The 13,431-nt window shown below is 54.9% G+C and carries 12 protein-coding genes; 3 read left to right on the top strand and 9 right to left on the bottom strand.

The annotated features are described in order from the left end of the window. Position 1 precedes the first annotated feature (1 nt). Entirely contained in the window at positions 2 to 1,606 is a 1,605-nt protein-coding gene (locus SynSYN20_RS02050; protein ID WP_186524537.1) for a photosystem II high light acclimation radical SAM protein, read from the bottom strand. 163 nt (positions 1,607 to 1,769) lie between these two features. Here SynSYN20_RS02050 and psbA (SynSYN20_RS02045) point away from each other — a divergent pair, with 163 nt between their 5' ends. Continuing rightward, complete coding sequence (gene psbA, locus SynSYN20_RS02045) at positions 1,770 to 2,849, top strand: photosystem II q(b) protein (protein WP_006854385.1); 1,080 nt, start codon at positions 1,770 to 1,772, stop codon at positions 2,847 to 2,849. Positions 2,850 to 2,971: 122 nt separating this feature from the next. On the opposite strand, the gene SynSYN20_RS02040 is transcribed toward psbA (SynSYN20_RS02045), so the two are convergent. Beyond that, entirely contained in the window at positions 2,972 to 4,027 is a 1,056-nt protein-coding gene (locus SynSYN20_RS02040; RefSeq protein ID WP_186524536.1) for a metallophosphoesterase, read from the bottom strand. 185 nt (positions 4,028 to 4,212) lie between these two features. On the opposite strand from SynSYN20_RS02040, the gene psbA (SynSYN20_RS02035) reads away from it, so the two are divergent. After that, positions 4,213 to 5,292 carry a photosystem II q(b) protein gene (psbA, locus tag SynSYN20_RS02035; RefSeq protein ID WP_006854385.1) on the top strand — a complete coding sequence of 360 codons (1,080 nt, stop codon included), beginning with the start codon at positions 4,213 to 4,215 and terminating at the stop codon, positions 5,290 to 5,292. Positions 5,293 to 5,426: 134 nt separating this feature from the next. On the opposite strand, the gene SynSYN20_RS02030 is transcribed toward psbA (SynSYN20_RS02035), so the two are convergent. The 4 genes from SynSYN20_RS02030 to SynSYN20_RS02015 form a co-directional block, all read right to left on the bottom strand. Further along, positions 5,427 to 5,912 carry a hemagglutinin gene (locus SynSYN20_RS02030; RefSeq protein ID WP_186524535.1) on the bottom strand — a complete coding sequence of 162 codons (486 nt, stop codon included), beginning with the start codon at positions 5,910 to 5,912 and terminating at the stop codon, positions 5,427 to 5,429. A gap of 36 nt (positions 5,913 to 5,948) precedes the next feature. After that, entirely contained in the window at positions 5,949 to 6,371 is a 423-nt protein-coding gene (locus SynSYN20_RS02025; protein WP_186524534.1) for an OsmC family protein, read from the bottom strand. Positions 6,372 to 6,460: 89 nt separating this feature from the next. Further along, positions 6,461 to 7,270, bottom strand: coding sequence for an HAD-IIB family hydrolase (locus SynSYN20_RS02020; protein ID WP_186524533.1), 810 nt, complete (start codon positions 7,268 to 7,270; stop codon positions 6,461 to 6,463). Next, positions 7,267 to 9,084, bottom strand: coding sequence for an alpha-amylase family glycosyl hydrolase (locus SynSYN20_RS02015; RefSeq protein ID WP_186524532.1), 1,818 nt, complete (start codon positions 9,082 to 9,084; stop codon positions 7,267 to 7,269). Before SynSYN20_RS02015 ends, SynSYN20_RS02020 begins: the two co-directional genes overlap by 4 nt. 10 nt (positions 9,085 to 9,094) lie before the next feature. Here SynSYN20_RS02015 and SynSYN20_RS02010 point away from each other — a divergent pair, with 10 nt between their 5' ends. Next, on the top strand, positions 9,095 to 10,375 hold the full coding sequence (locus SynSYN20_RS02010; protein ID WP_186524531.1) for a glycosyl transferase: 1,281 nt from the start codon (positions 9,095 to 9,097) through the stop codon (positions 10,373 to 10,375). Positions 10,376 to 10,390: 15 nt separating this feature from the next. Here SynSYN20_RS02010 and SynSYN20_RS02005 read toward each other — a convergent pair whose 3' ends face one another. The 3 genes from SynSYN20_RS02005 to SynSYN20_RS01995 are packed head-to-tail and all read right to left on the bottom strand — an operon-like array spanning position 10,391 to position 13,427. Then, a complete protein-coding gene (locus SynSYN20_RS02005) occupies positions 10,391 to 11,368 on the bottom strand; it encodes a glycine betaine ABC transporter substrate-binding protein (protein WP_186524530.1) in 978 nt (325 codons plus the stop codon). Beyond that, complete coding sequence (locus SynSYN20_RS02000; protein ID WP_186524529.1) at positions 11,365 to 12,288, bottom strand: proline/glycine betaine ABC transporter permease; 924 nt, start codon at positions 12,286 to 12,288, stop codon at positions 11,365 to 11,367. The genes SynSYN20_RS02005 and SynSYN20_RS02000 overlap by 4 nt, the downstream gene beginning before the upstream one ends. Beyond that, positions 12,288 to 13,427 carry a glycine betaine/L-proline ABC transporter ATP-binding protein gene (locus SynSYN20_RS01995; RefSeq protein ID WP_186524528.1) on the bottom strand — a complete coding sequence of 380 codons (1,140 nt, stop codon included), beginning with the start codon at positions 13,425 to 13,427 and terminating at the stop codon, positions 12,288 to 12,290. Before SynSYN20_RS01995 ends, SynSYN20_RS02000 begins: the two co-directional genes overlap by 1 nt. Positions 13,428 to 13,431: the final 4 nt, after the last annotated feature.

Raw genomic sequence — 13,431 nt, 5'->3', positions numbered from 1 at the left:
ACTAGCGGGTCGCCGTCGCCAAGGCCTTGCGGCCTTCAACCGGTGCTCGCAGGGCTTCTTCAAGTGGAGCTGTGCCGTAGTCGCGTTCCAGAAGTCCCATCACCGTTTTGCCAAAACGACTGGGATCACGATCAAACGCTTCAAGGCAAATCCTGCCAAACGTGCTGCCCATCGGCTCAGGATTCCAGAGAAGCTTGCGAGCCGTCCAAGGCATCATGCTCATCGGGTTGTAGCCAGGCTTGATCAGGCCTTGATCGAAGCCGTATTGCTCAAGATGCGTATGCGGCTGTAAGCCGATGAAGAAAATGGCAGGCTCCACCAGATCTTCACCAAAAATTGCTTCAAGTTCACGGTGATATGCCACGGTTTGCCGAATCGTTTCCGGCCGCTCATCAATCACGTTGAAGGAGTAATTCACCGACACGTGATCACGGAAGCCCGCCTCGGCAAGCATCCGGCAACTGTCCAAAACAGTGCGCAGGTTGTACCCCATGCGCATCTTGCGCACGAGCTCCTGAGACCCAGAGGTAATGCCAATTTCGAAATAACTCATGCCCGTTTCAACCATCAACTGAGCCAACTCAGGATCCAAGTTGTCGGCTCGGATATAGGCCGCCCAACGAATCCCCGTTAGACCTTCAGCCTTGATCGCGCGCAACAGCTCCTTGGCATCCTCGATGTATTTGCGAGCGGGGATGAACTGAGCGTCGGTAAACCAGAAGCCACGCACTCCACGGTCGTAAAGCTGACGCATTTCAGCGACAACCTCCTGCACAGGATTCACCCGAACTTGCTTGCCTTCGACAACGGTATAAACGCAATAACAACAGTTGTGGGGGCAACCTCGTTTGGTTTGAACGCCAACGTAAAAGTCTCCACCCTCCAAATACCAATCCAGCTGTGGCCAGATGGAAGAGATGTAGTTGTAATCACACGCAGTTTTGGGCTTGCTCTCGGGTTGCTCGTGAATCAAACCCGGGCGAGGCGCCTCCCCCACCACAAAACAACGCTCTCCATCAAGTGGCTGTTGAGCCAGAAGCTTTTCTAAAAGCGGTTCACCCTCACCGATTGAAATGATGGTGCCTTTGGGCAAGGACCGGCCCAGCTGTTCATAAAAGACGCTGACTGCTCCTCCACCAAGAACAGCACGAGCCTCGGGACGATGGCGACGCGCCCTTTTCAAACCATGGCGCACCAATTTTTGATTGCGATGAAGCTCGCCGTAATGACTGGTCATCAAGCGCAATCCGCCCAAGGCCCCTTTGATCCGCTTCAAAGGATTGCGTGCGTAAAAAACTTCAAAAGAGTTTTGAAGCGGGTTGCCACCCCTGCCATCCACAGGTGCATAAATCTGGATGTCTCTCCAGGAGAACACGAGCAGCGTGGGCTGAAACTGGTCCACCACATTGAGCAGAACACCCTCGACATCAAGAACCGGCAGGGCTGCCAAATCAAGAATGCGCTGAGGCAATTCCGGAAAACACTTGTGCAGGTGATCAGCCAAATAAATCGGGCCAATCGGGAAGATCGGATTGCATGGCAAGCGCACAAACAGGACTCTTTCGCCTGCTGCCCTTGAAGTCTTTATTGGCACTGCGTTGCTCATGTGCGGACGCTAACAACTGCATCTGCTGCAACGCCCGGCAGCGGGCTTAAGGATTACCGCATGAATAAGTGGTTACAAACCGCAAACTTGCTTTACAATGCATTCGGCAGGGCGTCCTGCCCTTCCGTAACCGTCTCCTTGCGAGACCTTCTTTTCCGTATTCATGACTACCACCATCCAGCAGCGCTCCGGCGCTAACGGCTGGCAGCAGTTCTGTGAGTGGGTCACCTCCACCAACAACCGTCTTTACGTCGGTTGGTTCGGTGTGTTGATGATCCCCACACTGCTTGCCGCAACCACCTGCTTCATCGTCGCTTTCATCGCCGCTCCTCCGGTTGATATCGACGGCATCCGCGAGCCTGTTGCAGGTTCACTGATGTATGGCAACAACATCATTTCTGGTGCTGTTGTTCCTTCCAGCAACGCCATTGGCTTGCACTTCTACCCAATCTGGGAAGCTGCCTCACTCGACGAGTGGCTCTACAACGGCGGTCCTTTCCAACTGGTTGTGTTCCACTTCCTGATCGGCATCTACGCCTATATGGGACGTGAGTGGGAACTTTCCTACCGCTTGGGCATGCGCCCTTGGATCTGTGTTGCATACAGCGCACCTGTTGCTGCTGCATCTGCAGTGTTCCTGGTCTACCCCTTCGGTCAGGGTTCTTTCTCTGACGCCATGCCTTTGGGCATCTCTGGAACCTTCAACTACATGTTGGTGTTCCAGGCTGAGCACAACATCCTGATGCACCCCTTCCACATGCTTGGTGTGGCTGGTGTCTTCGGTGGTTCACTGTTCTCCGCCATGCACGGTTCATTGGTGACCTCCTCCTTGGTTCGTGAAACAACCGAGACCGAGTCCCAGAACTATGGCTATAAGTTCGGCCAAGAAGAAGAGACGTACAACATCGTGGCTGCTCACGGCTACTTCGGTCGCCTGATCTTCCAATACGCCTCGTTCAACAACAGCCGTAGCCTTCACTTCTTCCTTGCAGCCTGGCCTGTGGTCGGCATCTGGTTCACCGCCCTTGGCGTGTCAACCATGGCCTTCAACTTGAACGGCTTCAACTTCAACCAGTCAATCCTTGATGGTCAGGGCCGCGTCCTGAACACCTGGGCCGACGTCTTGAACCGTGCCGGACTTGGCATGGAAGTGATGCACGAGCGCAACGCTCATAACTTCCCCCTCGACCTGGCAGCTGCTGAGTCCACACCTGTGGCACTTCAAGCACCTGCAATCGGTTGATCTGGAACCCTTCAAAAGTTCAGATCAACTGAACTAGAAAGCCCCCTCCTCACGGTGGGGGCTTTTTTGTGCGCTGATGACAGCATCAAGAAGACTTAACTTCTTCAATTCAGGAAGTGTTTTTAGGCGCCATAAGACCAGTTGGTGTTTCGCAGATTCAAGGTTGGAAATGAATTTGCGCTCAACTGCTTTGGCAAGGAGTCAAGGCTGATTGACTCCAATGTTTTCAAACTGAATGTGGTTTCACGAACTGCCCTCGTCGTTTGAAAAAGATCAAGCACTGTGAGGCTCGGATCAGATGTGCGTTGCGTCCCCAATAACCGACGAGGTCCGTTCCCCATGGCACCAAGGCTGAGCAGGCGCTGTCCCTTGAGTTCGCCCGGAAACCAGGCGTGATGATGTCCTGAGAGATAGAGGTCTACTTGATGACGTCGCATCAAATCGGTGAGGTTCATAGCATCTTCGATGCACTCGCCGGCACGATCCCTGCCAACACTGATGGCGGTCAGTGGGAGATGTCCCATCACCATGCAGCAATCGTCTGGTGATCTCGACTCCGATGCCAGTGCTTGCTCAAGCCACTGCCGTTGACCTCGATCAACAGTTGCGGATGAAGCATCAATTACGACGACGAATAAGCCAGGTTTTTTAACACTGAACTGAAAGGGGTACTGCGACGCATCGATGAACTTGAGCCCAAGCCGGTTCTTCTGATGATCCCAAAAGGCTTCTGCCTGATGGCGCTCTCTTGCAAAAATGTACTGAGAAGCCTTTGTTTGACTGGATGCGTCGTGATTTCCCATCGTTGGAATCATTCCAATCCCCTGCTGGAGGAGGGGATTGAGAATCGTGGATTGGAAGCTGCTCCACATCGCTTCAAGCTGAGAATCCGTCAGGCTGATCTTCTGGCCGGCCACCATGTCCCCTGCGCAAAGCACCAGATCTGGTTTCAGTTCAGAAAGCAGATCAATCCCTGCTGTCACGGTTGGGCTGTAGCGGGTTGATCCGTAAGGACCGTTGAGATCACTGATCAAGGCCAGGCGAAGATCTCCCCGCTCTGAGGCAGCCACGGAGTGAAACGTTTTTTGATTGGGCGCTGCTTGAACGGCATGAAGCAAACATCGACTGGCTGCCGTGGTTGCTAACAGCCTCAGAAAGTAACGCCGACTTGTTTTCATCTTTCCAACGGTATGAGCACACCAGTAAGAAGGCCACTGATCAGCTGAGCTGATCAGTGGGATCAGGAGCGCTCACGCCGGGAATCGTGTCAGCAGCGCAAACTTCCTTTACATTACGTAAGTCGGGTTAACCGGCCTTTTTTATTCGCCACCGGGATTCATCCCACAGGCTCTTTTCCGTATTCATGACTACCACCATCCAGCAGCGCTCCGGCGCTAACGGCTGGCAGCAGTTCTGTGAGTGGGTCACCTCCACCAACAACCGTCTTTATGTCGGTTGGTTCGGTGTGTTGATGATCCCCACACTGCTTGCCGCTACCACTTGCTTCATCGTTGCTTTTATCGCCGCTCCTCCGGTTGATATCGACGGCATCCGCGAGCCTGTTGCAGGTTCACTGATGTATGGCAACAACATCATCTCTGGTGCTGTTGTTCCTTCCAGCAACGCCATTGGCTTGCACTTCTACCCAATCTGGGAAGCTGCCTCACTCGACGAGTGGCTCTACAACGGCGGTCCTTTCCAACTGGTTGTGTTCCACTTCCTGATCGGCATCTACGCCTATATGGGACGTGAGTGGGAACTTTCCTACCGCTTGGGCATGCGCCCTTGGATCTGTGTTGCATACAGCGCACCTGTTGCTGCTGCATCTGCAGTGTTCCTGGTCTACCCCTTCGGTCAGGGTTCTTTCTCTGACGCCATGCCTTTGGGCATCTCTGGAACCTTCAACTACATGTTGGTCTTCCAGGCTGAGCACAACATCCTGATGCACCCCTTCCACATGTTGGGAGTGGCTGGTGTGTTCGGTGGTTCACTGTTCTCCGCCATGCACGGTTCATTGGTGACCTCCTCCTTGGTTCGTGAAACAACCGAGACCGAGTCCCAGAACTATGGCTATAAGTTCGGCCAAGAAGAAGAGACGTACAACATCGTGGCTGCTCACGGCTACTTCGGTCGCCTGATCTTCCAATACGCCTCGTTCAACAACAGCCGTAGCCTTCACTTCTTCCTTGCAGCCTGGCCTGTGGTCGGCATCTGGTTCACCGCCCTTGGCGTGTCAACCATGGCCTTCAACTTGAACGGCTTCAACTTCAACCAGTCAATCCTTGATGGTCAGGGCCGCGTCCTGAACACCTGGGCCGACGTTCTTAACAGAGCTGGACTGGGCATGGAAGTGATGCACGAGCGCAACGCTCATAACTTCCCCCTCGACCTGGCAGCTGCTGAGTCCACACCTGTGGCACTTCAAGCACCTGCAATCGGTTGATCTGGAACCCTTCAAAAGTTCAGATCAACTGAACTAGAAAGCCCCCTCCTCACGGTGGGGGCTTTTTTGTGCCTTCCTTTCTTCCTCAACAACACAGAAAAAGCGATCACAAGGCTTACGCCAGAGCAATTAGATCAATGAAAACGGCAAATGTGGCCGTCTTTCCAACTCCATACCCATGGAACAGAGGCTTGTGCCTGTCGAAGATCTTCTCGACCCTCCAAACTCACGGGAATGAACTCCGTCTTGAAATCAAACTGGGGATCACGCAGCGATTGGTTCAACACCATGCTTCCTGTTTCACCAGAGGTTGAGCGGTGATAGGTCCCTACAGGGATCTGAAGCGCACCCATCTCGCGGATCAAATGAATGACGTGATGGGACTGATCCCATGCAGGATTCAAAAGGACGAAGGTGCGCTGCCCCTCGAGCACCAAATTGTGATCCACTTGATGCTGATGGACGTAGTACTGCTCAAATCCATTCACATCGGGTGGTGATGTCGCTGCACCCCTGTGGACCACAACATCTGTTCCATTGGTACCAGACACTCCTGCATCGAAAAAGGTGACAGACGGTGTTTCACGAAAGACATGAATAGGTATGAATTGAAGTCTCATCAAAATCTCCTCGCCTGAATGGCGTTGATAAAACAACTAGAGAGCCGTAGAACTTGCGTCGCTCCAGATCAAATCAATCGTGATTGAAGCGTCGAGGTTTCGTTTCACAGGGCAATCATTCGCGACCCGCTTCAACAAGGCCTTTTGTTCCTGACTAAGAGAAACAGGGAGGCTGATCTGAGCTTGAAGGCTTTCAATGCGGCGTGGTCCCTCGATCGTCATTGTTTTTTCAACGACCACGTTGGCGTCAATGAGGTCCCAGCCGCGACGCCGTGCGGCGATTCCCATGATCGTCAAGATGCATGTGCCAAGCGCTGTCGCCAGAAGATCAGTCGGCGAAAAGGATTCACCAAGGCCGTCATGATCTGTTGGTGCATCGGTGTTGAGGACGGTGCCGGAGGGTCCGTGCTGAGCCGTGCAGTGCAAGTCACCGGTGTATCGGCATTGAATCGCTGTCATCCGTGCTTGATCATCTCTCTGATCAAGTCTGCTCCCCTTGCAAGCAGAGTTTCACTCTGTCTTTGTGGAAACAATCGATGTGCATGGCATCAGCACCGTGCATTGAGAATGTACTGAAACACCACCTCTGCCCAGCCCTGAGCGTGGCAAGCAGGCGCTAACTGGTAGCGGCCTTGCGCGATCGCTTCAGCAAAAACTGGATGGGGACCATTCGCACCAGGCACAACAACGGAGAGATCACCAGCCTCAAGGAGGGGCTGGTCATTCGGAGAGTCACCCAAAGCAAGTACACGCACAGGGAAGCCACCACTGCGCTGCTTCAAAACCTCAAGCGCTCGACCCTTGCTGACATCTGCGCCGAGGAGGTGACCCATGCGGTTGCCCTGAACCACAGCGAAACCAAGCCGGTTGGCGAGTTCTGGCAACCGTTGCCGAGCTGATGCGGAAGGGGGAACAAACGGCAAACTCCAACGCCTCGTACACGCCAACTGCAGCGCTTCACCCTGCAACCCAAGCAGGGCTGAAGCCTCTTGATCCGAAAGGGCATCAATCGGTTGCAACGGCTCACTGAGCAGCTGCGCAAGCTCTTGCAAAACCGGGCGAAGTTCAGCAACAGGGCATCCCAAAGCAAGCTCCCATGGCTCACCATCACTGGTTTCCCCATGAACAGCCCCTCCGTTTTCAACGATGAACGGATCCTTCAGCCCAGCTGCAGCCCTGAAACTTTTCACCTCCTCGGCCGTTTTGCTCGTACAAGGAATCACGGGAATTCCCTTTAGCTGCAAGCCACGGATCGCCTCCCTTGCCGGCTCCCAGTTGTAGGCATGGTCCATCAGGGTCCCATCGAGATCGGTGACGACCCACCAGCGGATTGAGGACAGAGCATCTGTTGTCTTCATCGGGTTAACCAATGCACAGCAAACGGCTCAAGATCGAGAGCCGTTTGGCCCTCAACCAGAGAATGCCCGTTCAACACGTCATGCCAAACAGACCCTGAGTTCGTAAGGGTGCTCAAAGGGAAACTGAGGCGAACATCACTGAAATTGTGAATCGCAAACAGAGTGCCTGGCCCTTCACCCCTTTGCAGAATCACCAGATCAGAGCGCCCTTCGCTCAGGACCGTCATTGGGGCAAAGGGATCTAAGGCCGCCTGCCCACGACGAACAGCCATCGCTTGTTGCAGTGACACCACCACCTGACTGGTATCGCTTTCGGAATCAGCCAATAATCGCGCTAAACGGTCGAGTTGAAACTGAGGACGATTGAGATCGCGGCGATGACCGCTGATACGAAAGCGAGCATTGTCATTCGGGGTTGCCAGTAAAGCCGGCAGATAGAACGCAGGCACACCGGGCAACGCAAGCAGCAGCAACTGCGTCAACAAAAAACGCGCTCGTTGATGGTGTGATGGATCCCGCCCAGGAGCCGCCATGGCACTCCACCAGCTGATATTGATCTCATAGGGAACCTCCAGACCATCGGCCAAGCGCCGGTGACTCACCAAACCACCCCGCTGCTCGCATTGCTTCAGCAACTGGAGCAAACGCTCCGATTCCATCAAACCCTCGAGTGGCCGCAAGCCAATCCCGTCATGACAGGCGGTGAAATTGAGCAGCCCTGTCTGCTGAGGGAGCTGGGGCCAACGCGCCAGCCAGGAATTCAACAGATCAGCATGACGACTGAGACAGGCCTCGAGGACCAGCGGGGGTAAGGGGAAGTTGTAGGCGAGGTGAGCTTCGGAGCCAGTGGCCAAATAAGACAGATTTTCCTGCTCGGGAACATTCGTTTCCGTTACCACCACTCCTTGAGGACATCGCGATTCCAAGAGAAGGCGCAACACTTCAACCAACCGGTGGGCCTGCGGCTGATGGATGCAGTCACTGGAAGGCTGTTTCCAAACAAACCCCACGGCATCAAGGCGCAACCATTGGACGCCATAACTGACAAAAAGATCGAGGAGGCGTGTGAATCCAAGCAACACTTCAGGCTCTCGCCAGTTCACATCCACTTGATCGGGTCCAAACGTGGTCCAGACCGTTTCGGGGCCCCGATCTGTCGCCAGAGTGGTGAAAAGCGCCGAGCTACGTGGACGTACCACATTGTCCCAACAAGGGTTGGGAGCAGCAGCCAACACACATCGAGATCCAGGTTGCTCTCCCTTCAGAAAAGCCCGCACCCAGGGGTGAGACGCTGAAATGTGGTTGAGAACCAGATCAGCCATCAACTGGCGACCTTCAGCCAACGCGGCCAAATCATTCCAATCGCCGAAGCGTTGCTCAATCTCCTCATGACTGGCAACAGCAAAACCTCCATCGCTGGTTGAGCGCAAGAAGGGCAACACGTGCACGACCGATGAGAGCCCATTGAAATGCTTCTGGAGGAGGGATTGCAAACAACGGAGCCCAGGCTGATCCTTGGCGCTCACCGTATCGGCGTAGGCAATCAACACACAACTCGAGGAATCCCAACGCGCACCCGTTGCCGTTGCATCTGCACCCCCAGCATCAAGCGACTCTGAAACGGCACTCTCTGACGCGGACTGCTCGGAATGCAGCAATTGCGACGACAGCAGATTGAGATCCTCCGAAGAATGGTGTTCATAGAGCTCCGTCAGAAGCGATGGCAACCACTTATGCGCCATTAACAGCTTCGACACCGTGCCTTTGCCAAGTGCATCAGGTATGGAACAGAGCTCCGCAAATTGTTGTCGCATTGATCACCGCATGGATTTTCAGCAGGGATTAATCGCCACAATTCATGATTATGGGCTCGGGAAGCTGGACCTCCCAGACTTTCGGCGTCAGCTGAAGCAACGGCCAACGTCCTTGCTGATCCCATGCCTCATGGAGGAATTCAGCCGTCCTGCGCTCGGACTGATCCGTGAGGTTCTGGCAGAACTAAGCGGCCTCGAAGAACTCGTGATCGCGTTGTCCGCGGAAACCAGCGACGATGTCTCTGCCGCCGAAGCGTTCTTTTCTGGCATGCCATTTCCGGTGAGAGTGCACTGGACCAATGGCCCCGCCGTTGCCGAATCACTTCAGTCCCTTCAGACCCTTGGCCTCAATGTGACCGGACCACCCGGGAAGGGCTGGGCTGTGTGGCAAGGGCTTGGTGTGGCTTGCAGAAACGCTGAGATCGTTGGACTCTTTGATGCCGACATCCGCACCTTTTCACCGGCCTATCCACAAAGAATGCTGCGGCCGTTGCTGGATCCCTCTCTCGGTGTGGCTTACGTGAAAGCGTTTTACAGCCGTCTTTCGCTCGAGACCCAATCTCTCCACGGAAGGGCAACACGCCTGTTTGTGGGTCCACTGCTCACCAGCCTGGAGCAGATTTTTGGCCCGATGCCTTACTTGCGCTATCTCCAATCCTTTCGCTACCCCTTAGCCGGCGAATTCGCGTTCACCAGAGATCTGGCCATGAATTTGCGCATTCCTTCCGACTGGGGACTCGAAATTGGTTTGCTTTCGGAGGTGTATCGCCATGTGGCTCCTCGGCGCATCGCCCAAGTGGATCTCGGCTTGTTTGATCACAAGCACAAAACCCTGGGCAATGCTCCCTCAGAGGGGTTGCAACGCATGGCCGGTGAAATTTTTGCCACGGTGCTTCGTGGACTCATGGAGCATGAGGGTCGGATGTTGTCTCCAGACCAAATCCCAACGCTTGAAGTGCTGTTCCGACGAGTGGGCGAAGACCGTGTTCAGCAATTTGGCTTGGATTCAACAATTAATCGTCTGCCTTACAACCGACACAGCGAGGAGCTTGCTGTCCAGAACTTCGCCACCTTGTTGCGTCCCAGAGTGGAGGACTTGATGGCAGCTCCCGTGGCCCATCAGCTGCCGAGCTGGTCGAGGTTGCTGTGCTGCACCGAACGCTTACAAGCAGACCTTGCCGAAGCAGGCCAGCAACGCAACATCACGACAGCACCCAACAGAACGCCACGACGTCATCACCATCGCCCCCTGATGGCCTGTCCACCAAGACGTCCTGCGGCAGCGGCATGACACCAGCTTGTGCTTTTAGCTGATCATTCCAGTGGTCCAGTAGCGAATTCGGGCCGGATGACGATCGAGGTAGTCCTCGACTGCCACACCGGCCGATCGCTCATTGGCCATGAGCAGCAAATCAGAGAGTTCACGATCAGGGATCTGAAAACGCGAAAGGAATCCGGCCAGATCTGGATGGTCGCGATCCAAACCCTTTCGACCTAAGGCATGAATCCACTCCACTCCACCAAAAACAAGCTGGGGATCTTCCAAGAAGCGGAGCTTGTAGCGAGCAAACATCCAGTGCGGAGTCCAACTTGTGACCACCACCCAACGTTGCTCTCGAATTGCTTTATCAAGAACAGCTGTCATCGCTGCGCTACTGGAGGCAACCAGGCGCATGTCACCCAGGTTGTAGTCCACCAACGCTTGTTCAGAGGCCTGATTAAGCCCTGACCCTGGGTCAATGCCTTGAACCGTGTTGTCGAACCGCGCCGCCAGTTCAGGCTTGCGCAAATCAGCGATAGAGCGAAGCTCAGAGGCATCCACGTAATCGGGTACAACCCAGCCAAGGCGACCGGAATACATCGAACCGAAATCAAGCACCCTGTCACGCACGCGCGTCCAATAATCCTTGTGCGTTAACGGCAACCAGGCCATCAGCATGAGATCGAGATCGCCTCTTGCGACAGAGGCGTACTGAATGCCGATATCCGCCATCACCCGCTCGATTGGGAGGTTGTAAGCCTGCTGAATCACCCGCTGGGCGATCAAGCTCATCACTTCAGCATCAGCCCATGGAGACCATCCCAAGCGCAATGGCCCTGTTGCGCCCGATTGAGACCCCTCAGGGCCCAATTGTGAGGCGAAGCCTTTTTGCGTGGAAGACGTAGGTGCGGTGGCGTCAGCCTGGCGCTGCCGGCTCAAGCGCACTTGGCTGGATAGGGAAGCCGCAGCCAAACCGAGCCCTGACAGCAAAACGGCACGTCGACGCCAAAGAGGAGCTGTCATGGTGTCCTCCACAGCGAACGCCACCGACGGGAGCGCGCTTCCAATGTCCTCTCGCCTTCAAGCATCAAGCTCTGACTGAGTCGATCGAGGATCACAGCGAGAATCACAACGGCAATCCCGCCCTCAAAACCAAGGCCCACATCCAGCTGTTGAATGCCGCGCAGCACGACATCACCCAGGCCGCCTCCACCAATCATCGAGGCAATCACCACCATCGATAACGCCAGCATGATCGTTTGATTGACGCCACTCATCACCGTGGGCAAAGCGCTCGGCATCTGCACCTTCCATAGCAATTGCAACTCACTGCACCCAAAAGCACGACCCGCCTCCATGAGATCAAGAGGAACCTGACGAATCCCGAGCTGGGTGAGACGAACCACCGGCGGCATTGCAAACACCAAGGTGGCGATGATTGCTGGAACAGCACCTGTGCTGAACAACATCACCGCCGGAATCAAATACACAAAAGCCGGCATGGTCTGCATGAGGTCAAGGCAAGGTCGTAACAATCGCCACACCGACTGAAGACGCGCTGATAGCACCCCCAGAGGGAGACCAATCAGCAAGGCCAAAAATGATGCCGTCAACACCAGTGCGAGGGTCGAAATCATCGGATCCCAAAGCCCCATCGCCAGCACCAAGTTCAAACCAAGCAGTGCAAACAAGGCGAATCCACCGCTCACTCTCCAGAGGCCAAGACCAGCCACGATCAGCGCAAAACTCCAAGGAGCGGGCGCTGCCAGCAAGGTCTCTGCGAAGGCAACAAGAGCCATGACTCCTGCATTGACAACGTCAAAGAGGCCTTGTGCGTAGGTGAGCAACCACACCACTGCAGCATCAACAGCGAGGCCTAAGGCTCCGGCTTGATGCACTGCAGCGAAACCATATGCAGATCCGAAAGGCAGAGCTTGAAGCATCAAACGTTGACCTCCAGGGAACGCAACAGCAGACGGGGTGTAATCACACCCAAGAAGCAACCTTCACGATCCACAACAGGCGGTGGATAGGCAAGCGAGGCAACAAGCGGCATCGCATCACGAACCCGCGTACCAGCACGCAGCGTTGCTAGCTGATCAGCCTCAATCCAGCCGTTAGAGATCGTGCGTACTCCTCGCAACCGCTTGCTCTCATCGAGGACGTACACCGGGTCACCAACGAAGGCATCCAAGGCAGCGGATGGACCAGCAGCGTTCACCAACAGACAGCTCGGCATTGCAGCAATCGCAGCGACATCCAACACGGCTGCGGAATCGATATCACGGAAAAAGTGACGCACGGCAGGACTGGCCGGGTCGCTGAGGAGGGACTGAGCCGTTCCGCATTGCAGCACTTGGCCGTCCTGCATGAGGGCAATCCGATCGCCAAGCCGAATCGCCTCATCAAGGTCGTGGGAGATAAAAACGATGGTGCGTTGCCGCTCAGCCTGTAATTCCAACAGCAACTCCTGCATGTCGCTGCGAATCAACGGATCCAACGCGGAAAAGGCCTCGTCCATCAGCAAGATTGGTGGATCAAGCGCCAGCGCTCGCGCAAGACCAACCCGCTGCTGCATCCCCCCAGAAAGCTGATGAGGATGCTTTCGGCATTCATCCCCGAGGCCTACACGCTCAAGAGCCTTTAAAGCCAAGTCTCTGCGCTCTGGTCTAGACACACCGGCCACCTCAAGGCCAAACGCCGCGTTGTCGATCACGGTTCGATGCGGGAAGAGCGCAAAGGACTGAAACACCATGCCCATCTGCTCACGACGAAGCTTGTTGAGCTCCATTGGACTCAGAGAAGACAGCTGCCGCCCCTGAATCCTCACCTCACCTAAGCAAGGCCTCACCAAGCCATTAAGGAGACGCAGCAGGGTGGATTTTCCAGACCCCGAGAGGCCCATCACCACAAAAATTTCGCCCGTTTGGATCTCAAGAGAGACATCGCGAACAGCAGCGCGGAGGCCGGTTCGCTGATACAAATCAAGTGGATCTAGACCAGACTGAAGTTGCTTAATCGCTGAATCTGCCGACCCTCCATATATCTTCCAGAGAGAATTAAGGCAGATCTCCGAATTCATCTCG

The organism is Synechococcus sp. SYN20 (assembly GCF_014279555.1).
Classification (GTDB): Bacteria; Cyanobacteriota; Cyanobacteriia; order PCC-6307; family Cyanobiaceae; genus Synechococcus_C.
The sequence above is the reverse complement of the archived record's forward strand: the minus strand, read 5'-3'. Positions and strand labels throughout refer to the sequence as shown.